This is a genomic window from Pseudomonas sp. 28 E 9, from assembly GCF_900004785.1.
In the GTDB taxonomy this organism is placed as follows: domain Bacteria; phylum Pseudomonadota; class Gammaproteobacteria; order Pseudomonadales; family Pseudomonadaceae; genus Aquipseudomonas; species Aquipseudomonas orientalis_A.
On sequence record NZ_CVTK01000053.1, the window covers coordinates 282360 to 305460 of the forward strand.

General features: G+C 61.3%; 26 protein-coding genes and 1 pseudogene. 12 read left to right on the plus strand and 15 right to left on the minus strand.

What is annotated here, in order from left to right; translation table 11 throughout:
• Positions 1 to 18 precede the first annotated feature (18 nt).
• Positions 19 to 1575: a DUF726 domain-containing protein gene (locus BFQ00_RS21705; protein WP_065934718.1), complete on the minus strand. Its 1557-nt coding sequence runs from the start codon at positions 1573 to 1575 to the stop codon at positions 19 to 21.
• A gap of 244 nt (positions 1576 to 1819) precedes the next feature.
• Between BFQ00_RS21705 and BFQ00_RS21710 the strand changes: the two genes are divergently transcribed.
• Positions 1820 to 2221, plus strand: a complete 402-nt coding sequence (locus tag BFQ00_RS21710) for a RidA family protein (RefSeq protein WP_065884711.1) — start codon at positions 1820 to 1822, stop codon at positions 2219 to 2221.
• Here BFQ00_RS21710 and BFQ00_RS21715 read toward each other — a convergent pair.
• On the minus strand, positions 2211 to 3107 hold the full coding sequence (locus BFQ00_RS21715) for a LysR substrate-binding domain-containing protein (RefSeq protein WP_065934719.1): 897 nt from the start codon (positions 3105 to 3107) through the stop codon (positions 2211 to 2213). The two genes, BFQ00_RS21710 and BFQ00_RS21715, sit on opposite strands and share 11 nt — an antisense overlap.
• A gap of 67 nt (positions 3108 to 3174) precedes the next feature.
• Entirely contained in the window at positions 3175 to 3357 is a 183-nt protein-coding gene (locus tag BFQ00_RS29355; protein ID WP_130184130.1) for a hypothetical protein, read from the minus strand.
• Here BFQ00_RS29355 and BFQ00_RS21720 point away from each other — a divergent pair.
• Complete coding sequence (locus tag BFQ00_RS21720; protein WP_065934720.1) at positions 3349 to 5157, plus strand: monovalent cation:proton antiporter-2 (CPA2) family protein; 1809 nt, start codon at positions 3349 to 3351, stop codon at positions 5155 to 5157. The genes BFQ00_RS29355 and BFQ00_RS21720 overlap by 9 nt on opposite strands.
• A 72-nt stretch (positions 5158 to 5229) precedes the next feature.
• Positions 5230 to 5784, plus strand: coding sequence for a hypothetical protein (locus tag BFQ00_RS21725; protein ID WP_065884714.1), 555 nt, complete (start codon positions 5230 to 5232; stop codon positions 5782 to 5784).
• A 54-nt stretch (positions 5785 to 5838) separates the two neighbouring features.
• Here BFQ00_RS21725 and BFQ00_RS21730 read toward each other — a convergent pair whose 3' ends face one another.
• From BFQ00_RS21730 to BFQ00_RS21755, 6 genes are all read right to left on the minus strand, one after another.
• Entirely contained in the window at positions 5839 to 6558 is a 720-nt protein-coding gene (locus BFQ00_RS21730; RefSeq protein ID WP_065934721.1) for an alpha/beta hydrolase, read from the minus strand.
• A 12-nt stretch (positions 6559 to 6570) separates the two neighbouring features.
• Positions 6571 to 7326, minus strand: a complete 756-nt coding sequence (cobF, locus tag BFQ00_RS21735) for a precorrin-6A synthase (deacetylating) (protein WP_065884716.1) — start codon at positions 7324 to 7326, stop codon at positions 6571 to 6573.
• Positions 7327 to 7371: 45 nt separating this feature from the next.
• The gene (locus tag BFQ00_RS21740; protein WP_065934722.1) at positions 7372 to 7926 is read right to left on the minus strand and encodes a histidine phosphatase family protein; all 555 of its coding nucleotides are present in this window, start codon (positions 7924 to 7926) and stop codon (positions 7372 to 7374) included.
• Between the two features lie 77 nt (positions 7927 to 8003).
• A complete protein-coding gene (locus BFQ00_RS21745) occupies positions 8004 to 9323 on the minus strand; it encodes an MFS transporter (RefSeq protein WP_065934723.1) in 1320 nt (439 codons plus the stop codon).
• A 33-nt stretch (positions 9324 to 9356) separates the two neighbouring features.
• Positions 9357 to 10886 carry a class I adenylate-forming enzyme family protein gene (locus BFQ00_RS21750; protein WP_065934724.1) on the minus strand — a complete coding sequence of 510 codons (1530 nt, stop codon included), beginning with the start codon at positions 10884 to 10886 and terminating at the stop codon, positions 9357 to 9359.
• A 3-nt stretch (positions 10887 to 10889) separates the two neighbouring features.
• Positions 10890 to 12068: an acetyl-CoA acetyltransferase gene (locus BFQ00_RS21755; protein ID WP_065894253.1), complete on the minus strand. Its 1179-nt coding sequence runs from the start codon at positions 12066 to 12068 to the stop codon at positions 10890 to 10892.
• A gap of 146 nt (positions 12069 to 12214) precedes the next feature.
• On the opposite strand from BFQ00_RS21755, the gene BFQ00_RS21760 reads away from it, so the two are divergent.
• A complete protein-coding gene (locus BFQ00_RS21760; RefSeq protein ID WP_065884721.1) occupies positions 12215 to 12787 on the plus strand; it encodes a LuxR C-terminal-related transcriptional regulator in 573 nt (190 codons plus the stop codon).
• A gap of 610 nt (positions 12788 to 13397) precedes the next feature.
• A complete protein-coding gene (locus tag BFQ00_RS21765; RefSeq protein WP_065894251.1) occupies positions 13398 to 14324 on the plus strand; it encodes an alpha/beta hydrolase in 927 nt (308 codons plus the stop codon).
• Positions 14325 to 14518: 194 nt separating this feature from the next.
• On the opposite strand, the gene BFQ00_RS21770 is transcribed toward BFQ00_RS21765, so the two are convergent.
• From BFQ00_RS21770 to BFQ00_RS21785, 4 genes are all read right to left on the minus strand, one after another.
• Complete coding sequence (locus BFQ00_RS21770) at positions 14519 to 15676, minus strand: alpha-hydroxy acid oxidase (protein ID WP_065884724.1); 1158 nt, start codon at positions 15674 to 15676, stop codon at positions 14519 to 14521.
• Positions 15677 to 15808: 132 nt separating this feature from the next.
• Positions 15809 to 16537, minus strand: coding sequence for a DUF72 domain-containing protein (locus tag BFQ00_RS21775; RefSeq protein WP_065934725.1), 729 nt, complete (start codon positions 16535 to 16537; stop codon positions 15809 to 15811).
• Positions 16534 to 16965 carry a DNA methylase gene (locus BFQ00_RS21780; protein ID WP_065934726.1) on the minus strand — a complete coding sequence of 144 codons (432 nt, stop codon included), beginning with the start codon at positions 16963 to 16965 and terminating at the stop codon, positions 16534 to 16536. The genes BFQ00_RS21775 and BFQ00_RS21780 overlap by 4 nt, the downstream gene beginning before the upstream one ends.
• A gap of 2 nt (positions 16966 to 16967) precedes the next feature.
• A complete protein-coding gene (locus BFQ00_RS21785) occupies positions 16968 to 17177 on the minus strand; it encodes a hypothetical protein (protein ID WP_065934727.1) in 210 nt (69 codons plus the stop codon).
• Between the two features lie 196 nt (positions 17178 to 17373).
• Here BFQ00_RS21785 and BFQ00_RS21790 point away from each other — a divergent pair, with 196 nt between their 5' ends.
• Both BFQ00_RS21790 and BFQ00_RS21795 read left to right on the plus strand, forming a co-directional pair.
• Positions 17374 to 17877: a DUF4142 domain-containing protein gene (locus tag BFQ00_RS21790; protein WP_065884728.1), complete on the plus strand. Its 504-nt coding sequence runs from the start codon at positions 17374 to 17376 to the stop codon at positions 17875 to 17877.
• A 30-nt stretch (positions 17878 to 17907) separates the two neighbouring features.
• Positions 17908 to 18468, plus strand: a complete 561-nt coding sequence (locus BFQ00_RS21795) for a type 1 glutamine amidotransferase domain-containing protein (protein ID WP_065884729.1) — start codon at positions 17908 to 17910, stop codon at positions 18466 to 18468.
• Between the two features lie 60 nt (positions 18469 to 18528).
• On the opposite strand, the gene BFQ00_RS21800 is transcribed toward BFQ00_RS21795, so the two are convergent.
• Positions 18529 to 18735 carry a PLD nuclease N-terminal domain-containing protein gene (locus BFQ00_RS21800; RefSeq protein ID WP_065884730.1) on the minus strand — a complete coding sequence of 69 codons (207 nt, stop codon included), beginning with the start codon at positions 18733 to 18735 and terminating at the stop codon, positions 18529 to 18531.
• Positions 18736 to 19014: 279 nt separating this feature from the next.
• Here BFQ00_RS21800 and BFQ00_RS21805 point away from each other — a divergent pair, with 279 nt between their 5' ends.
• Positions 19015 to 19491, plus strand: a complete 477-nt coding sequence (locus tag BFQ00_RS21805) for a hemerythrin domain-containing protein (protein ID WP_065884731.1) — start codon at positions 19015 to 19017, stop codon at positions 19489 to 19491.
• A gap of 95 nt (positions 19492 to 19586) precedes the next feature.
• On the opposite strand, the pseudogene BFQ00_RS30170 reads toward BFQ00_RS21805, so the two are convergent.
• Positions 19587 to 19846: pseudogene (locus BFQ00_RS30170) on the minus strand (DUF2946 domain-containing protein); the annotation flags it as partial.
• 180 nt (positions 19847 to 20026) lie between these two features.
• Between BFQ00_RS30170 and BFQ00_RS21810 the strand changes: the two are divergent.
• The 4 genes from BFQ00_RS21810 (at position 20027) to BFQ00_RS21825 (ending at position 22889) form a co-directional block, all read left to right on the plus strand.
• Positions 20027 to 20635 carry an SCO family protein gene (locus BFQ00_RS21810; protein WP_065884732.1) on the plus strand — a complete coding sequence of 203 codons (609 nt, stop codon included), beginning with the start codon at positions 20027 to 20029 and terminating at the stop codon, positions 20633 to 20635.
• Entirely contained in the window at positions 20635 to 21117 is a 483-nt protein-coding gene (locus BFQ00_RS21815) for a copper chaperone PCu(A)C (protein ID WP_065884733.1), read from the plus strand. The genes BFQ00_RS21810 and BFQ00_RS21815 overlap by 1 nt, the downstream gene beginning before the upstream one ends.
• 67 nt (positions 21118 to 21184) lie before the next feature.
• On the plus strand, positions 21185 to 21673 hold the full coding sequence (locus BFQ00_RS21820) for an HIT family protein (RefSeq protein WP_065934728.1): 489 nt from the start codon (positions 21185 to 21187) through the stop codon (positions 21671 to 21673).
• Between the two features lie 217 nt (positions 21674 to 21890).
• On the plus strand, positions 21891 to 22889 hold the full coding sequence (locus BFQ00_RS21825) for an NAD(P)H-quinone oxidoreductase (RefSeq protein WP_065884735.1): 999 nt from the start codon (positions 21891 to 21893) through the stop codon (positions 22887 to 22889).
• Positions 22890 to 23101: the final 212 nt, after the last annotated feature.

Genomic DNA, 23101 nt, shown 5'->3' on the forward strand with positions numbered 1-23101 from the left:
ACAAGTCAGGGCGCCAGCTTAGCAGTCCGACGCGACCGTGCGCATCACCGTCTCCCGGGGCAGGTCAAACGTTTCAACCACTTGCACCACCAGGTCCAGTTCCTGATTCAGCGCCTCACGTTCCAGGCGCTGGCGAATCACGCCAACCACCAGCACCGCCAGGGTTGTGATCGAATAAGCCGGCCCGGAAAACGCCCTTACTCCGCTGACCAGCAACATCGCGGCCGCCACCGCCTGGCCCACCACCGGAATCGCCGTGGCGGCACCGCGTCGCACAATAAACCCGGTAAGCCCGGCCAATGCGGTGCCGCTCAAGGCGGTGGTGGCCGAACGGCCAACGTTGAAACGCCTGAACAAGCCTTGCTCTTTGTGCATCGCGGCCTTGAGTTCGGCCTCGAACGCCTGGCGGTCGGCAGCGCTGAGTTTGTCCTGGTACTGCTCGATCAGCGTTTGCGCAACCTGCGCTTCGATATCCGCCAGGGCAACGCTGGCAACGGCATCGTCGAACTTGATGCCCAGGCGTTGCGCCACCGCTTCGGCGATCTGGCGATAGGCCACACCGTGACCACGGGCCAGGTTCATAAAACTGTCGCCGCCCATGCGCTGCAACTCGATGGCGAGCTTGCGCGGTTCGCGCACTCCGGCATCAATCGAGGCACTGCGCTTTTGTGCCATCAACTCGGCGAGAAACTTCAACTCATCCGGTCGCGCCTGCATCAGGATCGGAAACAAGTCCGCATCCTCTTCGGCAAAGCGCACTTCACTGCTGCGCAGGTCGGCGCGGATCATGCCCCGGCGCTCCTGCAGCAGATCGGTGTACTGCACCACTGTTTTCAACTGCGGCCAGTAGGCGGCATGGTCGAAACTGGCCAGGTGAACATTGGTGACCTTGGCCTTCAGGGCTGGCGTCACTGCGATGGCATAGCGGCCAATGCAACGCTCGGTGTCCGGCTTCATCGCCAGTGCCCAGTCCTTGCTGGAGTGGCAATTGATCACCCGCCCCCTGAGTGGCGCCGTCACCGCTTCCCAAGGGCTCGACGTACAAATCGCCCCGCCCATCAGCAACAGATTGTTCAACGGCAGTTCATGGGCGATTTCAGGGCTGGCCAGCACACTCTTGACCACGATCCGCGCACCCAGAGAGTGACCGATGAGATTGATTTGCCGCACCTGGAGCGATTCGGCGTGCAGGTAGCTCGCCAGCTCGGGCAACAAGGTCCTGGCCACTTCATCGACACGCGCCTCGACACTTTTGTAATGGTCGAGAAAGTAAGCAATCGCCTTGCCCACCCCCACCGTCGCCGCGCCCAGGCCGCCTCCGCCCAGCATCGAGGCGATCACCTCCTTGAACGGCGCAAACAGGTTTTCCAGAAAGTGCCCCGCCGGCCAGAACAGCATCAGGTTGGTCGAGCCTTCAATGCCCGCCAGTTGTTCCTTGAAGCCAGCCAACTGCTGCCGGCTGAAAAACGCCGAATAACCGTGAACATAGAGATTGAGCACGTCCCCCTGGGGCTCGCCACACAGTACAAACGTGGGCTTGCGGGTACGGTGCATTTCATCCCACTGGTGCTGCATGGGGCGGTGACTCCTGGTGACGAGGGAGGAGGATAGTATCAAAGGCCAGGGTTGAACGTCGTGCCGCAGGGGGAAAAGGCCTGAGCTGGCGCACTCTTTCTTGCATGAACCTGCACCGCAGCCACCCCGCAAGAATGCGCCGATTATCCATGTGGATGGACAGTCATGGCATAAATTCGGGATTTTGTTCGCGTATTGGCTGCTATAGCCTGGGTTCAGTCCTTTACCGAACCGAGGAATCACCATGAGCAAGCCCGAATTTTTTGTCACCCCAGGCTACGGCGATTACATGCGCCAGCACCTGCATTATTCGCAAGCGGTAAAAGTCGGCGATCGCGTGGAAACCTCAGGCCAGGGCGGCTGGGACGATGAGTTCCAGATTCCCGCCGACCTGGCGGACGAAATCGCCCAGGCCTTCCATAACCTGGAACGCACCCTCGCGACCGCCGGCACGTGCTGGGAGCACGTGATTCACGTCAATTCCTACCACGTCGGCGGTTTCCCGCCCGAGGTCAACGAGGCGATGGTCAAGCACTACCGTCAGTACATGCCCAACCATGCGCCGATCTGGACGCAGGTGGGTGTCGAAGCCCTGGGCTTGCCGGCGATGCGCGTGGAAATCCGCGTGACTGCGATTATTCCCTGACCCCGAACGTATGAATCACCCACTCGACAAACACCCTGAGTCGCGCGCTCTGATGGCGATTGGGTGGGTAGAGAATGTGCAGCGGCGTGGCCGGGCGTGACCAGTCCGGCAACACGCTGACCAATTGGCCATTGTCCACGTAGTGCTGCACGATTGACTTGAAATGCTGCCCGATGCCCAAGCCGGCCAGCAGCATTTCCTTGAGGCCGTTGCCGTCATTGCTGGAGTAGGCGCAATCGCCCACCTCGATGCACCTGCCGTCCCGCTCGAAAACCAGCGGCTGCGCCTTACCCGACCCGGCAGAGAAATAGCCGGCCTTGAGGTGGTTGTGCGCCAGGTCTTCCGGGGATACCGGCAGCCCCCGACGCGCCAGGTAACTGGGCGCAGCGCAGGTCAGGTATTGCAGGTCCGCCACTTTGCGCCCGATCATCGCCATGTCATCAAGCTTGCCGGCGCGGATCACGCAATCCACGCCCTCCCCCACGATATTGACCGCACGATCACTGATCCCCAGGGCGACGGTGATATCCGGATACTCACGATGAAAATCCACCAGCGCGGGAATCAGCAGGCAGTTGGCGAACGACGCCGGCGCATCCACCCGCAGGTGCCCGCCGGGCTTGAGCAACTGACCGCGCATGGCACTGTCCACTTCATCCAGCTCCGCCACCAGGCGACGGGCCTGCTGGCAATACTCCAACCCATCGGACGTCGGCGTCAGGACACGGGTGGTACGGTGCATCAACTGGACGCCCAGGTGCTTCTCCAGGTCGATGATCAACTTGCTGACGGTGGAACGTGGCAGCCCCAGTTGGTCAGACGCACGGCTGAATGAACCGGTCTCGACGACACGGACGAAAGCGCGTAGGGCAAGGAGCTGGTTCATGAGGTTGGCTTATCCAATATAATCGATCTTCACCGGACCACCGGAAAACGTCGCAATGATCGCCAACTCACCGCCCATCGCGCGGATGGCAGTTGCGCGACATGCCGATGTAATCCTGTGTATTCAATGCCCTAATCCAGGCAAACATGCCACCCCACGCGGCAAAAATACAATTATCACGCGGTAAAAAGCGCTCTAATACGCGCCAGTCGATTTGGTTTTGAGCATCCTGGAGTTCGTAATGCCCCATGAAGGCAACCTGTTACAAGCAGCCGTGGTATTCCTGTTCGCCGCCGTGCTGGCCGTGCCCCTGGCCAAGCGCCTGCAACTGGGCGCGGTGCTGGGCTACCTGTTCGCCGGTGTGATCATCGGCCCGTCGGTCCTGGGCCTGATCGGCAACCCGCAAAGCGTGGCGCAGTTCTCCGAATTGGGCGTGGTGCTGCTGCTGTTCATTATCGGCCTGGAGCTTTCGCCCAAACGCTTGTGGGTGATGCGCAAGGCGGTATTCGGTGTGGGTCTGGCCCAGGTGTTGCTCACCGGGCTGGTCATGGGCGTGGTGGCGCTGTGGCTGTTTGGCCAGTCATGGAACAGCGCGATTGTGCTGGGCCTGGGGCTGGCGCTGTCCTCCACCGCGTTCGGGCTGCAAAGCCTGGCCGAGCGCAAGGAACTCAACCAACCCCACGGGCGCCTGGCCTTTGCGATCCTGTTGTTCCAGGACATCGCGGCAATCCCCTTGATCGCCATGGTGCCGCTGCTGGCCGGCAGCGATCATCCGACCACCGAAGCCCAGGGCGTGCAGCACGTCTTGCAGATTCTGGGCAGCATCGCCGTAGTGATCATCGGCGGGCGCTACCTGTTGCGTCCGGTGTTTCGCATCGTCGCCAAGACCGGCCTGCGCGAAGTGTCCACCGCCACCGCGTTGCTGGTGGTGATCGGCACCGCCTGGCTGATGGAACTGGTGGGCGTGTCCATGGCCCTCGGCGCTTTCCTCGCCGGGCTGCTGCTGGCGGACTCGGAATACCGCCACGAACTCGAATCCCAGATCGAACCGTTCAAGGGCCTGCTGCTGGGTCTGTTCTTTATCAGCGTGGGCATGGGCGCCAACCTCAGCCTGCTGCTCAGCACACCGCTGGTGGTGATCGGGCTGACCTTGCTGTTGATCGGGTTGAAACTGCCGCTGTTGTACGCCGTGGGTCGCAAGGTGGGTGAGCTCAATCGTGAAAGCGCCCTGCGCTTGGGCGTGGTGTTGGCGGCCGGCGGTGAGTTTGCTTTCGTGGTGTTCAAGATCGGGCGCGACCAGGGCCTGTTCGAGCCGCATCTCTACGATGTGCTGGTGCTGACCATCACCCTGTCCATGGCCGTGACACCGCTGCTGCTGTTGATATGCCCGAAGCTGTTCATACCCAAGGTCAAGTCGGTGGACGTACCCGAGGAATACCGCGCCATCGAAGGCGATGCACCGCGTGTGGTGATTGCCGGCATGGGCCGGATGGGCCAGATCGTCGCGCGTATCCTGCGCGCGCAGAACGTCTCGTTCATTGCCCTGGACACCTCGGTGGAAACCATCGAACTGACCCGCAGTTTCGGCGGCATGCCGGTGTTCTACGGCGACCCGCAACGCCCGGAAATCCTGCATGCGGCCAAGGTCGAACAGGCGGAGTTCTTCGTGATCGCCATGGATGACCCGGAGATCAACATCAAGACCGCCGAACTGGTGCGCAACCTCTACCCGCACATGAAGATCATCGCCCGCGCGCGTAACCGCCAGCACGTACACCGCCTGGTGGACCTGGACGCCTCACCGGTGCGTGAAACCTTTTACTCAAGCCTGGAGATGAGCCGACGCACCCTGGTCGGCCTCGGTTTGAGCCAGGCCCAGGCCGATGCGCGCATCGACCGCTTCAAGGCCCACGACCAGCAGGTCCTCGCCGCCCAGCATGCGGTGTACGACGATGCGGCCAAGGTCATGCAGACCGCCCAGGAAGCCCGTGCCGAGCTGGCGCGCCTGTTCGAGATGGATCGGCTGCAGGAAGAGTCCGACAAGGTGTGAGGCAGCAGGTGAACGATCTTGCGAATTTTCTGACAGAATACGCCGCAATTTCGTTCATCTCTGGAGCGCTTCATGGCCACGTTTACCAAGACCGCACTGCTGCTGGCCCTTGCGCTTACCGCCGGCAGCGTATGGGCTGCCTCCAAGGCGACCACGCAAACCATCTCCACCCTGGGCGGCAAGTTCACCTTCGACCTGCCCAAGGCCTACACCGCCGATACCCTGCCTTCCGGTAAAGCCGATGATGGCACCGCCGATACCCAGGGCACCCTGTACGCCAACGCCACCACCAAAAGCGTGGTGATCGTCGCCGAAACCATACGTAACGATGGGGTAGCCATCAAGGACAACGACCCGCAGTTCCTCGATGGCGCCGTAGCCGATTTCGTCAAGAACCAGCGCGCCGCCCTTCCCGATTTCAAGAAGCAAAACGAGAAAAAACTCACCTACAAAGGCCTCGGCCTGCGGCAAGTCGACAGCACCGCCACCCAGGGCGGCGGCAAGACGTTGAACTCCACCTTTCTCGGCGGTTCCGGCAATCAGTTGCTGGTGATCCAGGCGATTTCGCGAGCGGATGATGTAAAGGGGCATGCTGCGCTGGTCAAGCAGATTACCGGCGGCAAGTAAGCCAATCTCCAATGTGGGAGGGGGCTTGCCCCCTCCCACATTTTCAACTGCGTTTCACTTCAAACTTTTCTCCAGCCAGGCTTTTAAATCCTGGATTTCCGCTTCGCTGATCGTATGGTTCATCCCGGGATACCCATGAAATTCCGGCTTCAACCCAATCCTCTCGAGCACCGCATTCGCCCGCGTCCCCAACGCATAAGGCAGCGCCTGGTCCAACGTGCCATGGCCGATAAAGATCGCCAGCTTGCCCAACGCTTCATCCTGCTTGAGCTCGGCCTTGAGCACCGGCAACACACTGCCGCTCAGGGCCGCTATGCCACGCAGCAGCTCGGGTCTGCGCAAGCCCACCTCATAGGACATGATCGCGCCCTGGCTGAACCCGACCAGAAACACACGATCACTCATGGTGTGATACTTGGCGGTGGCCTTGGCCACGAAGTCTTCAATCAGCCTGGCGCTGCTGTGCAGATCGGCCGTCACGCCATCGTAGTCACCGTCACCGGGAGCCTTGGTGAACCAGCGATAGCCACGTGGCTCTACCGGCAGCGGCGCACGCACCGACAGGTAGGTCCAGGTGGAAGGCAGCGCATCCTTGATGCCGAACAGGTCTTCCTCGTTGCTGCCAAAGCCATGCAGGAAAATCACCAGCGGCTGGTTGCGTGAATCGCCCTGGGTTTGCTCCAGGTACGACAGCGGCAAGTCGGTGTGCAGGTCGGCATCCGCCTGGGCGACACCGGCCAGCAGGGTCAGGGTGAGCGCGAGCAATTTGAGCATGGGAACTGTCCCTCAGGGTTTGCGCAACAAATAGGTGTCCATGATCCAGCCATTGGCGAGCCGCGCAGCCTTGCGTACCCGTTGGATGTCTTGCGCCACGTCAGCCACTTTGCCGCTGATCAGGATTTCATCCGGCGTGCCCAGGTAGGCGCCCCAATAGATGTCCAGGTCTTGATCCGCCACGCTGCGGTAGGAATCTTCAGCATCGAGCATCACCACCAGGGTGTCGGCATCACTCGCCTGCCCCGCCGCCAGGCGCCGCCCGGTGGTGATTTCAATGGATTTACCGATCCGGTTCAACGGCACTTTATGCCGGGCCGCCAGGGCCTGCACGCTGGTGATGCCGGGGATCACCTCAAACTCGAATTCACAGCGGCCGTCGGCCAGGATCGCCTGCAGGATGCGAATGGTGCTGTCGTACAACGCCGGGTCACCCCAGGCCAGAAACGCGCCCACTTCGCCGTCGGCCATTTCCTCGTTGATCATACGCTCGAAGGTTTGCTGCTTGTCGCGATTGAGGTCCCGCACGGCGGTGGTGTAGTCGATATCACCGCGCGCGCGCTCAGGGCAATCGGCCTCGACGAAGCGATAGCCGGGCTCGGTGATATAGGTCTCGCAGATTTCACGCCGCAGGTCGATCAGTTTGTCCTTGCTCTGGCCCTTGTCCATCAGGAAAAACACGTCGGTGCGGTTCAGCGCCTTCACGGCCTGCATCGTGATGTAGTCGGGGTTGCCGGCGCCGATGCCGATGATCAGGATGCGTTTCATGGGTTGCTCTCATTGCGGAGCGTGGATTTTGCCACGATCGGGGCGTCAGGCGTGAGTTTCCAGACGCAGGCGCCAGACGGCATTGAAGCGCAGTTCGGTGCGCGACAGCGGTTCAACGTCGATCCGGTAGAACATCGAGACCGGGCACTGCATGACGAACAGCAGCGCAGCGCGGATAACGAACGGATGGGTCACTGCCAGCACATGGCCGGGCTGACGTTCCTGGGACTTGATCCAGTCCCCGACCCGCCTGCACAACTGCCCCAGCGTCTCGCCACCATGGGGCGCGGCGGCACTGTCGGTGAGCCAGGCGTTCATCTGATCGCTGTCGAGATCTCTAATCGCCTGGCCTTTCCAGCGCCCCAGGTCCAGGTCGCGCAGGGCCGCTTCGATGCACGGCTGCGCACCGAATAACGCCGCCGTCTGCCGGGCTCGCGCCTCCGGCCCGCACACCAGGCGAGCAGCCTTGGGGTAATGGCCTGCCAAAGACAGTTGCGCGTCTTGCCAGTCCATGAGCAGCGACTCGTCATCGGCAAAACGTGCCTGTTTCTGCGCCGCCGTGGCCGCATGGCAGATCAGGGTCAATCGGGTAGCCTGCACGCCATTCGCTCCGCCGGGATCAGGCTGCCAAGCCTGGCGCAGTTAACGCCTCGATGCAACGCCCGGCGACCGCGCCCTCAAGCCAATGCCGCCGCCGCAGGCACTGCCGCCGGGCTGGTGCTGGCCACGAAGTCCTCCTTGCGCAGCAGCACCAACGCGATCAGCGATACCACCCCGGTCGCCACATAGAAGTACCAGGGCGAGGTGATGTCACCGGTCACCTTGATCAGCCAGGTGGAGATCAGCGGCGCGCTGCCGCCAAACACCGCGACCGGCACGTTGTACGCCACGGCGATCCCGGTGGAACGGATGCGCGTGGGCAGCAGTTCGCTCATCAGCGCATAGGTGGACGAAGCGTACAGGCCGAACAGAATCGCCACCGCCATCAACGGCGCGAAGAAGGTTGCCGGCGTGGCGGTCGGTGCCATCTTGAACAGCCAGTACATCGCCAGGGTCGCCAGTGTGCCGATCACCATTAGGAACGGCTTGCGCCCGTACTTATCGGTGAAGGCGCCGCCGAACGGCATGACGAAGGCCGCCGAAAAGCTGGCGACGAACACATAAAGCAAGGTGGTGCCGCTGTCGAACTTGAGAATCTTGGCCATGTAGGTCGAGGCAAAGGTCAGCACCAGATAAAAGATCGAGCTGTGCAAGGTGATGATGAAGAACACCAGGGCAATCGCGCGCTTCCACTGCCAGACTTCGCGCAGGGGTGCACGAGAAGTTTGCCCGGCGCGTTGCAGGGCAAGGAACTCGGGGCTGTCTTCGAGCTTGAGGCGGATGTACATGGAAATGAAACCCAGGGGCGCGGCGATCAGGAACGGCACGCGCCAGGCCCACTCCTGCATCATGTCGGCGCCCAGCACCCAGGTCATGCCATTGGCCACGGCGCCGCCCAGCAGCAGGCCGAGCACGGCGGTGACCATCAACCAGCAGGTGGCAAAGCCGCGTCGGCCGGGACCGGCGTATTCGGAAATGAAGCTGGTGACCGTACCGATTTCACCGCCCGCCGAGAAGCCTTGTACGCAGCGCACCAGGATCAACAGGATCGGGGCGGCGATGCCCAGGGTCGCGTACGTGGGCAGCAAACCGAGCATTACCGTGGAGCCGGTCATCATCACCAGCGCCATGATCAGGGTTTTACGCCGGCCGATCTTGTCCGCCAGCGGGCCGAAGAACAGCCCGCCCAGGGGCCGGATGAAGAAGCTCAGGGCGAACGCGGCAAAACTGGCCAGCAGGCTGGTGGTGGGGTCGTCGGAGACGAAGAACGCCTGGCCGATATAGACGGCAAGAAAGCCGTAGACGCCATAGTCGTACCACTCGATCAAGTGGCCGGAGGTGGCACCGAGAAACGCGCGGCGGCGTTTGCGGACAGTGTCGTGCGCGTGATTGCCCATCGAGGGGACTCCTTGTCTGTTTGTCGATCCATGCTAAAGCGCGGCGATACTCGCCGCTTTGAGCGATTGCCGCAAGTCGGTCTTGAGGATTTTGCCGTAGCTGTTCTTGGGCAATTCACTGCGCCACACATATTTCTTGGGTTTTTTGAACGATGCCATGCGCGCCAGGAACCATGCCGTCAATTCGGCTTCGTCGAGGGGCTGGCCGCTGCGCGTCACCACAAACGCCACTACCGACTCGCCCCACTGCGGGTCCGGCTCACCCACCACGCACACTTCAAACACCTCGGGATGCTGGGCCAGCACCTCCTCGACTTCGCGCGGGTATACATTGCTGCCGCCGCTGATGATCACGTCCTTGGAGCGATCCGTGAGGGTCAGGTAGCCGGCGGGGTCGAGGAAACCGATGTCGCCGGTCAGCAACCAGCCATCGACCAGGGCCTGGCGCGTGGCCTCGGGGTTGCGCCAATACCCCTGCATCACCGTAGCGCCACGTACGGCAATTTCGCCGCGCGTTCCCGTGGGCAGCGGTTGGTGCCCGGTATCAAGGATGCGGATTTCCACACAGGCTTGCGCATGGCCGACGGACGCGGCCAGGGTCGCCCAATCAGGGCGCTGGCGGTCGGCAATCAGCCCACGGGGCAGCACGCTGATGGTCATCGGGCTCTCGCCCTGGCCGTAGATCTGCACCAGGCGGGCGCCAAAGGTGTCGACAGCATCGCGCAAATCGGCCAGGTACATCGGGCCACCGCCGTAGACTATGGTCTTGATGCCTGCGCCGCTGTAGCCCTGGCGCCGCGCCTGCTCGACCATGCGCTTGACCATGGTCGGCGCGGCAAACAGCGAAACACTGCCCAGCTCGGCCGCCAGGCCAAACAGCTCGGCGGCGTCAAAACCGTTGGACGCCGGCACCACGTGGCGCGCGCCGCAGCGTACGTGAATGAAGTTATAGAGCCCGGCGCCGTGGGACATCGGCGCGGCATACAGCGCCGCATCGTCGGCGCTCACCGGGTCGACATCGGTGGCGTAACACAACGACATGGCGATCAGATTGCCATGGGACAGCATCACCCCCTTGGAACGCCCGGTGGTGCCGGAGGTGTAGAACAGCCAGGCGAGGTCGTGATCCTGGCGCGGCACCGGTTGCTCCCATGTCGGCCCGCCAAGGTCAGGCGGCAGCACGTGACCATCGAGCTCTGTGCAGCGCAGGGGCAGGTCCTGCGCAGAAAACACCCGGCCGCCATCGGTAAAGATCAGGCGGGCCTGGGCGTTATCGGCGATCCACGCCGCCTCGGTCGGATGCAGCTTGGCGTTGATCGGCACCGCCACCGCACCCATCCACCAGATGGCGTAGAGCAACTCCAGGTAGTCGCAGCTGTTTTTCATCAGCACCGCCACCGCATCCCCCGGCTGCACGCCGTGCTGGTCCTGCAACTGCGCGGCGCGCTGGCGCACATGGGCGGTGAAGGTGGCGTAGTCGGCCACTTGCCGGGCGCCGTCGAACAGTGCCGGGCGTTGCGGGTCGCGACGTTGGGTATCGTGCAACCAATTGGCGATGTTCATGGCTCAGTACCGGCGCGCATGCAGGACCGAGGCGTAGTTGGCCACCGCCATTCCACCCATGTTGAACACCAGCCCGAACTCCGCGTTGGGCACCGCCAGGCCGATCGGCTCGCCGGTCAATTGCCGGAACGCCAGGGCATGCATCGAGACACCCGTCGCGCCGACGGGATGGCCCTTGGCCTTGAGCCCACCGGAAAGGTTCACCGGCAAGCGCCCGCCCGCGCGCACCACGCCGCTGTCGAGTACACGGTGCCCCTCGCCTTTGGGCGCCAGGCCCATGGCTTCGTAGATCAGCAGCTCGGCGATGGTGAAGCAATCATGCACCTCGGCGAAACTCAGGTCGGCCAGGGTCACACTGGCCCCGCGCAAGGCTGAGTGAATGGCCCGCTGCGGGCCTTCAAACGCGAGGATGTCGCGCTGGGCGATAGGCAAGGTGTCATTGACCTGGGTCATCGCGCGAATCTGCACATCGCGACGAAACGCCCGCGCGCGCTTGGGTGAAGCCAGGATGATCGCCGCCGCACCGTCGCTGATCAGCGAGCAATCGGTAAGGCGCAGCGAATCGGCCACGAACGGGTTGCTCTGGGACACATTGTTGCAGTGCTCGAAATTCATCTCCCGGTGCATCTGCGCCAACGGGTTGGCCATGGCATTGGAGTGATTCTTGGTGGCAATCGCCGCCATCGAGCCCAGCGGGCTATGGTAGCGCTCGGCGTATTGGCGCGCGGCGCGACCGAACAGCTGCGGGAAACTCAGGCCGGCCTCGGCGGCATCGTTCTGGTAACCGGCACCGGCCAGCGCCTGGGTGACGGCAGCCGTGGAGGTGTGGGTCATTTTTTCGGCGCCCACCACCAGCACCAACTCGGCGCTGCCGGAGAGAATCGCATTGACCCCGGCCTGGATCGCCGCCGAACCGGACGCACAAGCGTTTTCACAGCGCGTGGCCGGCTTGAAGCGCAGCCCGGGGTCGGCCTGCAGCAGCAATGACGCGGCAAAACCGTCGGGCACCAGCCCGGCATTGAAGTGGCCAAGGAACAGCGCGTCGATTTGCGATGCCTCAAGGTCGGCATCGCTGAGGGCCTCACGCGTGACCTGAACAATCAGATCCTCCAGCGTGGTGCCTTCCAGACGACCAAAACGCGAATGACCAGCGGCAACGATAGACACGCAATCAACAGGCATAATCAATTTCTTCTGTTCTTCAACCGGACTTCCCCTACAATGAACCAGCTCTGGCCGCACGCCAATTCGTGTAACTACTTACATGGATAAGTAGTTTTACAAGGATAAGTATTCGCCAGTGAGTTGAACAACGAGGCAGGATGCCCATGACCGTGTTTACCCAGCCCTTGCAAGACCTTGAACGCCTGGCGTTCAAACTGTCCCCCGCTCCGCAGTTGGTCACCAGCAACCGCGTGATACTCGACTGCAACGACGCGTTCCTGAAACTGTTCGGCTATGCCCGCGAGGCGCTGGTCAATCAGTTGACCTTGCTGATCTACCCGTCCAAGGCCGACTACCACGCCATCGGCAAGCGCAGCCATGATTGGTTGCTCGACAGCGACAACGGTTTTTATTCCGACGAGCGCTTCATGCAGCATCGCAACGGCGAGGTGTTCTGGGCCAAATCCCATGGCTACACTCTTACGCCCAGGGACCCGTTCAAGCTGATGATCTGGCACTTCGAACGCCTGGACCGCAGTCACCAGGGCACCGGGGACTTGACGCCGCGGGAGCGGGAAATTGCCATGCACATCGTGAACGGGCTCAAATCCAAGGAAATCGCCCTGCGCCTGGGGATTTCCCACCGCACGGTGGAAGTGCATCGGGCACGGTTGATGAGGAAATTGCAGGCCAAGACGGTGGTGGAGTTGGTGTCGAAGATTATTATGGTGGCGTGAGGGGGCTTGCCCTCGTGACGGCCGAACAGCCAACGCGTATTTACCTGACACTCCGAGGTCCAAATGTGGGAGGGGCGGTGCGACGATTCGACTTGCCCCCGATGGCGGCCGAACAGCCAACGCGTATCTACCTGACACTCCGAGGTCCAAATGTGGGAGGGGCGGTGCGACGATTCGACTTGCCCCCGATGGCGGCCTCTGGGCCGACCAGGATGTTGGATTGGACCGAGTACATATCCGTTTCTGCGGTAACGGCTGCTATGGGTTCCGCTTTTACAGCGGCTCACTTTTGAAAAGCGCAAAAGTAAGCAAAACGCTCTTGCCCCACCACTCGGCACCTCGCTGGGGCTCGGTGTGCCCTCACTCCGGCTTGAATCCGTGGGCCGCCGCAATGGGCCATCCTTGGCCCAGTGCGGCTAACCCGGCGTCCTGCCGGGTTGCCCACGGATTCAAGCCTGCGTTCGGCCAGCGTGGTTTAACGGGGCGCCTGAGATCAAGATCAAAAGCAGATCAAGAGCGACTCGCTTCGCATCGTGGGCCGTCGTATTAATTTTTGCTCTGCCCGGGCCATCTGGTACAACCCGAGCTTGGCTTTTGTACTGGAATCTTCATGTCAGCTTTTTCCATACCCCGCCGGGGCCTGCGCCGGTTTGTGCTGCTGTGCATGGCCCTGCTGATCGTCGGCCTGCCGGTCGGCTGCGCCGTGCTGCAACACAAGGAGCGCGAACTGGTGTTTCGCATCGAACCGGGCACCGCAGGCTGGTACACCGGCCTGCCAAGCGCCGTGCAGGAGTTCGATATCAAGCCCGCCACGTTCAAATCCGGCCAGAATATCCATGGCTGGTGGTACCCGGCCGCGCGCAAGGATGCGCCTGCGATCCTCTATCTGCACGGCGTGCGCTGGAACCTCACCGGCCAGCTGTTTCGCATCGAACAGTTGCACGCCCTGGGCTATTCGGTGCTGGCCATCGACTATCGCGGTTTTGGCAAAAGCCAGGGCGACCTGCCTTCGGAAACCACGGTGTATGAAGACGCGCGCATCGCCTGGGAACGCTTTCAAACCTTGCAGCCGGACCCCGGCAAACGCCTGATCTACGGCCACTCCCTGGGTGGAGCGGTGGCCATCGACCTCGCGGCCGAGTTGAGCAGGCAGGTGCCGTTGCCGGTACGCGGGCTGGTAATCGAATCCACGTTCACGTCCCTGGGGGATGTCGCCACGGCCGTTGCCGATACCTCACTGCCGGTGCGCTGGTTGCTGTCGCAGAAATTCGATTCCATCGACAAGATGGCCGATATCCATATGCCATTGCTGGTGGTGCACGGCCTTGATGACCGCTACGTACCGCCGCGTTTCAGCCAGCAGTTATTCGAAGCCGCCCAGGAACCCAAGCGGCTGTTACTGGTACCGGGGGCCGGCCACAACAACAGCATGAGCCTGGCCGGGCGCAATTATGGTGTGGCGCTGGACAAGCTGATGCAAACGACGATGCCATCACCGGTGGTCAGCCACTCCACAGGGCGAGACGGTGACTCATAAACGCACTTTTCGGCACTGGCTTGGCCAAGGCCTGTCAAGCGCAAACCCTGCCCATATTGGCCGTCATTGAAAGTTGATCAAATATTGATCGCAGGTTAAATCGCCAATGCTGCCGGGGCCTTGCAAAGTTATCCACAGAGATACCCACGGTTTTCGTGGACAACTCTTTTTACTTTTCCGTTTCTTTTTGCCCATCAAACGCCGTCAGGAAACGTGCCAGGCAGCAGGATCTCGCGATTCACATCGCGTATATCGTTATAGCCACATAGCGCCATCGACACATCCAACTCTCGGGCGATGATCTCCAGCGCTCTGGTCACGCCCGCTTCGCCCATCGCGCCCAAGCCATACAGATGCGGGCGTCCGATCATCGTGCCCCTGGCGCCCAGCGCCATAGCCTTGAGTACGTCCTGGCCGGAGCGAATGCCACCATCGAGCCACACCTCTATGCGATTGCCCACCGCCTCCACAATCGCCGGCAATTGGCTGATGCTCGACGGCGCACCATCCAGCTGACGGCCCCCGTGGTTGCTCACCACCAACGCATCGGCGCCAGTGTTGGCCGCCAGGCGTGCGTCTTCCACATCGAGGATGCCCTTGATGATCAGCTTGCCGCCCCAGCACTTCTTGATCCACTCCACATCGTCCCAGCTCAGGCGCGGGTCGAATTGCTGGGCAGTCCACGCCGACAGCGAACTCATGTCGGCCACGCCCGTCACATGCCCGACGATATTGCCGAAACCACGACGCTGGGTGCCGAGCATGCCCATCACCCAGCGCGGCTTGGTCATCATGTTGAGGATGTTCGGCAGGGTCAGCCTGGGCGGCGCCGACAGGCCATTGATCAAATCCTTGTGACGCTGCCCAAGGATCTGCAGGTCCAGCGTCAACACCAACGCATCAACACCCGCCGCCTTGGCGCGCTCGATCAGGCGCTCGATAAACCCGCGATCGCGCATCACATACAACTGGAACCAGAAGGGCTGGCCGACGTGCTCGGCGATGTCTTCCAGCGAACAGATGCTCATGGTCGACAAGGTATAGCGCAGGCCAAAAGCCGCAGCGGCGCGCGCGGTGAGGATCTCCCCATCGGCGTGCTGCATGCCCGCAAGGCCGGTAGGTGCCAGCGCCACCGGCATGGCCATGTCCTGGCCAATCATGCTGGCGCGGATCGAACGTTCATCGATATTGCGCGCCACGCGCTGACGGAACTTGATACGGGCAAAATCGCTTTCATTGGCCCGGTAGGTGCTCTCAGTCCAGGAGCCGGAATCGGCGTAGTCGTAGAACATGCGGGGCACACGTTTTTGCGCAAGCTTGCGTAAGTCTTCGATGGTTGTGATCAACGACATCGGGTCACCTCTCCCTGAACTGAACCCAGAGAGTAACCGGCGATCGCCCAGGCAACCAGCCATTGCGTTTATCTCGCGAGCTGTACACGGCGCCGCCTGCCCCCCCAGCCAAGCCGGCGAGGATTTTTTCAATCAGATGGGGAGGTGCGACCGATGAAGGTCCAGCAGGTCCAGGGCATCGGCGATCGCATGGCCGCTGGCGGTGTTATCGAAGATGCACCAAGTGGGAATGCCCTCCTCCATCGACTGGCGCAACAATTGCGCATACGCCTGCACCCGCTCATGCCCGTAGGCGCTGTGATAGATGCGCGGTGAGCCATGCAGGCGCCAATAACGCACGCCGTGCCAGGCATCGCCCGCGGCAATGACCGCGGGGTCGGCGGTGACCCAGCCAATCTCCAGGGCTCGCAACAGACTCCCAGCCGCCAGCCAACTGGCATGGCGCGGTTCCAGCACCACGGTGCCGGCAAAACCCTGGCGCAGCGCCTCGAAAAACGCGCGGGCAACCAGCGGCTCATAACTCAAGGACGGCGGCAGCTGTACCAGCAGGCAACCGAGCTTTTCGTGCAGTTGCAGGCATTGCCCGAGAAACTCGTCCAGGGCGCTGGCGCACTGCTGCAAGCGCAGCTCGTGGGTGATTCGCTTGGGCATCTTGACCGAAAAACGAAACCCTTCAGGCACCGACTCATGCCAGCGCCCATAGGTTTTCGGCAAGTGGGGCCGATAAAACGAGCTGTTGATTTCCACTGCATTGAAACGCGAGGCGTAGCGCTGCAAGTGCGTACCTTGCCCAAGGAAGGCCGGCCAATGCTCGCGGGGCAAGCTCCAGCCGGCACAGCCCACATACAGCGGTGCGCTCAAAACAGCACCGTGGCCGCATCGCGCATGAAAATCTCGATGGTCTTGGGCCCGACGCCGTCAAACTCACCCAGGCGCCTTTCAAACGCCTGGCGGTCGTTGCTGGCCTCAAGCATCCGGGTGATGCTGCCGCTGTAATCGGCATTGAGTTTTGCGCTCAGGTCCAACAGGCGCTGGGCCGTGGTTTCGTCGTAACGCACGTAATGCGCGCGCCCCAACATGGCGACCAGCTCGCGCGACGTGCAGTGCTGCAATTTACGCGGCGTGTCGCGGCGCTCCTCTTCAACGATCACCCTGTAGGCCTGCGCGGCGATCGGCGCCTGAATGCGCTTGCCCATCAGGAAGCTGGCGATAAACCACTTGAACAGACTGCCGTCATCGCCAGGCTTGAGCTCGATTCCCAGTTCCGACGCGCTGATGGAACGGGCCATGCTCACTGCCCCTTGCTGAGCTTCTCGTTGATGGCATCAGTCTGGCGCTCAAGGTCCTTGATCGAGGTCGGCGTCACCACTTTATCGATGGTTTCGGTCTTGGGGTTCGGACGTTCCAGGGACTGCCCTTTAGTGTCGTCGGCATTGCCCTTTTGCGCGTCTTCGGAACTGACGGGCGCGGGGGTTTTATCGGCGGGCTTGTGATCAGTCACGGTGCTATCTCCTGGTAATGACAGGTCACCCACAGTGGCGACCCTATGCAGCAGAACCCTGTGAATTTGGATTAGTTCAAGGAAATTGCCACGCCTGCCGTTCGGTCAATGCGTGCAAAAAAAATTTAAACCTTTTGCCTGGGCGCCGGTTCAACAGTCTCGTAACGGCAACACGCCATTTCCAAGGAGAGACACCATGACGACTCGACTGATGAAACACATGGGCCTGACATTCGCACTGGTTGCAGGCTCGATTTCCACCGCAATGGCCGCCACCTCCAACGACTTTGTCGAGAGCGCCGCCCAGGGCGGTATCACCGAAGTGGAAGCGGGCAAACTGGCGCTGGAAAAAAGCAGTTCGGCGGACGTGAAGACCTTCGCGCAACACATGATTACCGACCATACCAAGGCCAATCAGGAACTGATGGCACTGGCGAAGAAACTTGATATCGAAGTACCGGATGACGCCGCCCTGACTGACAAGGCGAAGAAAGCCATTCTGGAAATGCGCGATGAATCGTTCGACAAAGCCTACGCCAACAACCAGGTGGACGCCCACGAGAAAACCGTCGCACTGTTCAAGAAGGAAGCAGAGTCCTCCGACAACGCCGAGTTGAAAGCTTTCGCCACCAAGACCCTGCCGACCCTTGAAGCACACCTGGAAAAAGCCAAGGCGCTGCAAGGCAAATACGCCCATTAATTCACTTACCCAAACAGGAGACACCCGCTTATGAGTGCGCAACTCAACGGTAAGAAAATCCTGATCATTACCTCCAATACCGGCATCGAGCGCGATGAACTGCTCAAGCCTCTGCAAGCCCTGCGTGGCTTCGGCGCGACCGTGACGCACGCCTCCAGCAAAGGTGGCACTACCCAGACCTTCGTGGGCGATACGGAAAAGGACCAGACCGTGGAATCCGACGTGCAACTGTCGGACGTGGTCGGCAGCGACTTCGACGCGCTGGTCATCCCGGGCGGCACCGTCAATGCCGATACTCTGCGCCAGGACAGCGCCGCGCTGCGCTTGATCAGCGAGTTCGCCCAGGCCGGCAAGACCATCGCGGCCATCTGCCACGGCCCGTGGACGCTGATCGACGCGGGCGTGGTCAAGGGCAAGACCCTGACTGCGTTTAAAAGCGTGCGTATCGATCTGGAGAACGCTGGTGCCGCCAGCGTGGTCGACGCCCAGGTGCAGGAATGCAAGGCCAATGGCTGGACCTTGATCACCTCACGCACGCCGGACGATTTGCCGGCGTTCAATGAGGCGATTGCCCAGGCTGTTGCGGGTTGATCCGTCCACCGCAATAAAAACAGGCGCCCCATGGGGCGCCTGTTTTTTTTACTGAACGCTTCAGTGTTTGCGCGGTTGCGCCATCTCGCGCTTGGGCCCGAACATCGCCCAGGCGATCAGCCCCAGCAGGGGTACAAAGATCAGCACCACCACCCATAAGCCCTTGGTCTCCCAGCCGCCGGTACTGCGCAACACAATGTTGATGGCCCACAGTTCCAACAGCAGCAGAATCACTGCCAGTACGATCCAGATATATTCAATTTGCATGCTTCACCTCCTGAAGTCTAAGGGTTAGGTCAAGCAAATGCGCCAGGGGTTCCATCGAATTGTTCAGCAACGCACTTCAACAGCGGCGGCGGTTGTGCGTTGTGCAATCCCGGCAGCCCCCGATCATGCAAGCTGCACGACCACCAACCGATGGTTTGACGCCAACCATTTGATTTAAAACATAATTTACCAGCCTGAAAAGTTGGTACGCGTGATGCAATGAGCTTACTCACGAGGCGTGCGTTTCGACATGCCCGACCATTACCCGTGAGGTTCCACATGAATGCCATCGACCTTCTCAAAGCCGACCACGAACGCGTCAAGACCCTGCTGACCCAATTGAGCGAATCCACCGAACGCGGGGTGAAAAAACGCACCGACCTGCTGGCCAAGCTGGAGATGGAAATCACCCTGCACACCAAGCTGGAAGAAGAAATTCTCTACCCTGCTTTCAGAAAAGCCGGCGGCAAGGAACAGGACATCATGTACCACGAAGCCAAGGAAGAGCACCGCACCGTCGACTCATTGGTGCTGCCCGACCTGAAGCAGACCGACCCGTCCACCACCGAGTTTTCCGGTCGAGTCAAAGTGGTCAAGGAGCTGCTGGAGCATCATATCGAAGAAGAAGAAACCGAGATGTTTCCCGAGGCCAGGAAGCTTCTGGGCAAAGCGATGCTGGAGGAACTCGGGGCTGAAATGGAAGCGATGAAAGCGGCTCATAAAAAGGCCATGACGAGTAAACCAATGGCTGCGTAAGGCCTATTGGTCACGTTGTCAGCGCTTTGATTGGCGCAAGCGTCAGGGCCTGTTTACCGGCCCTGACGCCTTATACTCAGCAACCAGACCGGTCAAAATACGATTGCGACGGTAACAGCGCTGCATACGGGGCAGGCAAAGTAGTTCGAGATGTTGCTGGAAGACAGGCCAGCCCACCCCTTGTCGGAAAATTATCGGCTGACCGCCGTCCACTGCGCCTGACTGGCCGCCGAGGCCATCAAGCTGTTGACCGATCATGTGCCCATGCCCCCAAACCGCGTAAGAACAGGTTCACCAGTACGCAGGAGTACAGGGCCCAGGCAATCAGCGCCCGCTCGAGGCAGCTCGATTTCATCACCGCGACCCTACCACCGAAGCCACAAAAGGATGGAGCGCAGCGCGCCCCTGTGGCAGAACGTCGCAGATTACGCGGGGGCCCAAGGGTTGCTAGACTCTGCACCCTTCTCGTTACTCCTTTTCAAAGCCGGATGGGCAACGCCAGAGCCATTCAGGCGTTTCACAGGATGCACAGTTGATGAGTACGTTATTCACCCGCCGCAAAGTGCTGACCGGCATGGGCCTGTTGGGCCTGGGCAGCCTGCTGGGCGGCTGTGACTACAGCCCCAGGCTGGATTTCAAGTACGGCAAGGACCTCAGTGACAAGATCATGGGGCGCACCTTCAAGCTCAAGAACACCGACGGCGAAACCGTCACCCTGAGCTCGTACCGTGGCCTGATGCCCGTGGTGTTCTTCGGCTTCACCCAGTGCCCGGCGGTCTGCCCGACCACCCTGGCGCGCGCCGCCCAGGCGAAGAAGCTGATGGGGCGCGACGGTGAAATCATGCAGGTGGTGTTCATCACCCTGGACCCCGAGCGCGACACCCCCGAGATACTCGATAAATACGTCAAGGCCTTCGACCCCAGCTTCGAAGCCCTGTATGGCACCCCGGAAGAAATCGCCGTGGCCGCCAAGGAATTCGGGATTTTTTATGAAAAGATCCCCGCCGGCGACACCTACACCCTGTCCCACACCGCCACCAGTTTCGTGTTCGATACCCGTGGCAACCTGCGCCTTGGCTTGCAGGCATCCCTTACCGCTAAAGAGTGCGCAGAAGACCTGCTCACCGTCATGGAGGTCTGCTAATGACTGCCGTTCAACACCTCAAGCGTCTCACCCTCGGCCTCACCCTGCTCGGCCTCGCCGCCCACGCCAGCGCCCAGGTGCAAGTGAGCGACGCCTGGGTACGCGCCACCGTGCCCGGCCAACCGTCCAGCGGCGCGTTCATGACCGTCACCGCCGACAGCGACAGCCAGTTGCTGCGCGTGGCTTCACCAGTGGCCAAAGACGTGCAGATCCATGAAATGAGCATGAAAGACGACGTGATGCGCATGGGCCCGGTGGACTCGGTGGCCCTGCCCGCAGGCAAAGCCGTCAAGCTCGACCCGAATGGCTACCACGTGATGCTGATGGGCCTGACCGGCCAGATCAAGGAAGGCGACCAGGTGCCGCTGACCCTTACGGTAAAAGACGCCAAGGGCACCGAGCAGACCATCGAAGTGAAAGCGCCAGCGCGTGGCTTGGATGGGATGGATCATAGCCACATGGACCATAGCAAGATGCACTGAGGGGCGAACCCTCTCACATGGGGAATACTTGTTATCCTGCCGCACCAGCCAACCTGGACGCGTGCTCATGCAAATAGACCCCGCCTACCTCTTGCACCAGACCGAATACTGGTTGCTCAACCATCACCTGACAACGAGGCTGCCGGGCTACCTCATGCTCGGCGCCAAGGCACCGATCGATTCGCTGGCCGACATGCCCGACGCCGCACTGGCCGAACTCGGCGGGCTGCTCGCCAGAGTCCAGCGGGTGATGGAAACCCAGCTCCAGCCAAAGTGGCTGTATATCAGCCGCTACGGCCATATGCCGGGCTTGCCGCTGCATTTTCATTTCATCCCGGTGTATGACTGGGTCGAAGATGCGTTCTGGCAGGATGAACGCTATCGCACGCTCCAGGGGTTCGGGTCGCAAACACTCGCGAAAAACCTGACCGATGGGGCTGAGCTGACGCTGTTTGTGTGGCGCGAGTTTGGTGAAAGTACTGCACCGCCGAAGATTAAGGGGCCGTCAGTGGTAGAGGTGATCCAACGTCTAAGCGCAGCCTTCAAATCACAATGAACATCGAATGAGGGAGGGGCGCCGCGCTTTTGATCCTGATCTCAGGCGCCCCGTTAAACCACGCGGGCCGAATGCAGGCTTGAATCACCTTTCTGTTTATGACGCAGGTTGGTGCCATGGTGGTTGCACTGCAGCTGGAAGCGGGCATGATCTGGCTGAACCGTCGACCGCTCGCTATGGTCCCAACCCGTACGCTCATCGTTACAGGAACCCATCCATGACACTGCCCCAAGAAATGACCCTGATCGAAATCACCGCCCCCGGCGGCCCCGACGTGCTGCAGCCGCGTCGCGCAGACGTGCCGGTGGCCGGCCCCGGCGAGATCCTGATTCGCGTGCATGCCGCCGGGGTCAACCGTCCCGACGCCCTGCAACGTGCCGGCAAATACCCGATGAAACCCGGCATGAGCCCGATCCCCGGCCTGGAAGTGGCCGGTGAAGTGGTGGCGCTGGGCGAAGGCGTGCATCAATACGAACTCGGCGACAAGGTCTGCGCCCTGACCAATGGCGGCGGCTATGCGCAGTTCTGCGCGGTGCCGGCCAGCCAGGCGCTGCCGATTCCCGAAGGCATGGACTGGATTCAAGCGGCGGCCGTGCCGGAGACCTTCTTCACCGTCTGGGCCAACCTGTTCGGTCTCGGCGGCGCCTGCAACGGCCAGCGCGCGCTGATCCACGGCGGCACCAGCGGTATCGGCACCACCGCCCTGATGCTCTGCCGGGAATTCGGTATCGAGGCATTCGCCACCGCCGGCAGCGCCGATAAATGCGCGGCGATCGCCAAGCTCGGGGCGCAGCCGATCAATTATCGCGAAGAGGATTTTGCCCAGGTCATCGCCGAGAAAACCGCAGGTAAAGGCGTCGATGTGATTCTCGACATCATGGGTGCCTCCTACCTCAACAACAACCTCAAGGCCCTGGGCATGGACGGCCACCTGGTGATACTGGGCTTCCTCGGTGGCGCCAAGGCCAATGAGGTGGACCTGCTGACCATTCTCGGCAAACGTGCGGTCATCACCGGTTCCCTGCTACGCGCACGCACCCGCGAAGAAAAGGCCGCCATCGCCGAGCAGTTGCGTGAACATATTTGGCCGGTGCTGAGCGAAGGGCGTTGCCTGCCGATCATCGACAAGGTGTACGAATACACCGACGCCGCCCAGGCTCACGCCCGCATGGAAGGTGGCGACCATATCGGCAAGATTGTGCTGCGCGTCGAATAAACCACCCCCTGTGGCGAGTGACCTTGCTCCCTCTGGAGCATAGGTACCCACACAACTCAGCAGCGCCCAACCGTAACCACGATGCGAAGCGAGTCGCTCTGGCTCTGGCTTTTGATCTGCTTTTGATCTTAGGCGCCCCGTTAAACCACGCTGGCCGAACGCAGGCTTGAATCCGTGGGTAACCCGGCAGGACGCCGGGTTAGCCGCACTGG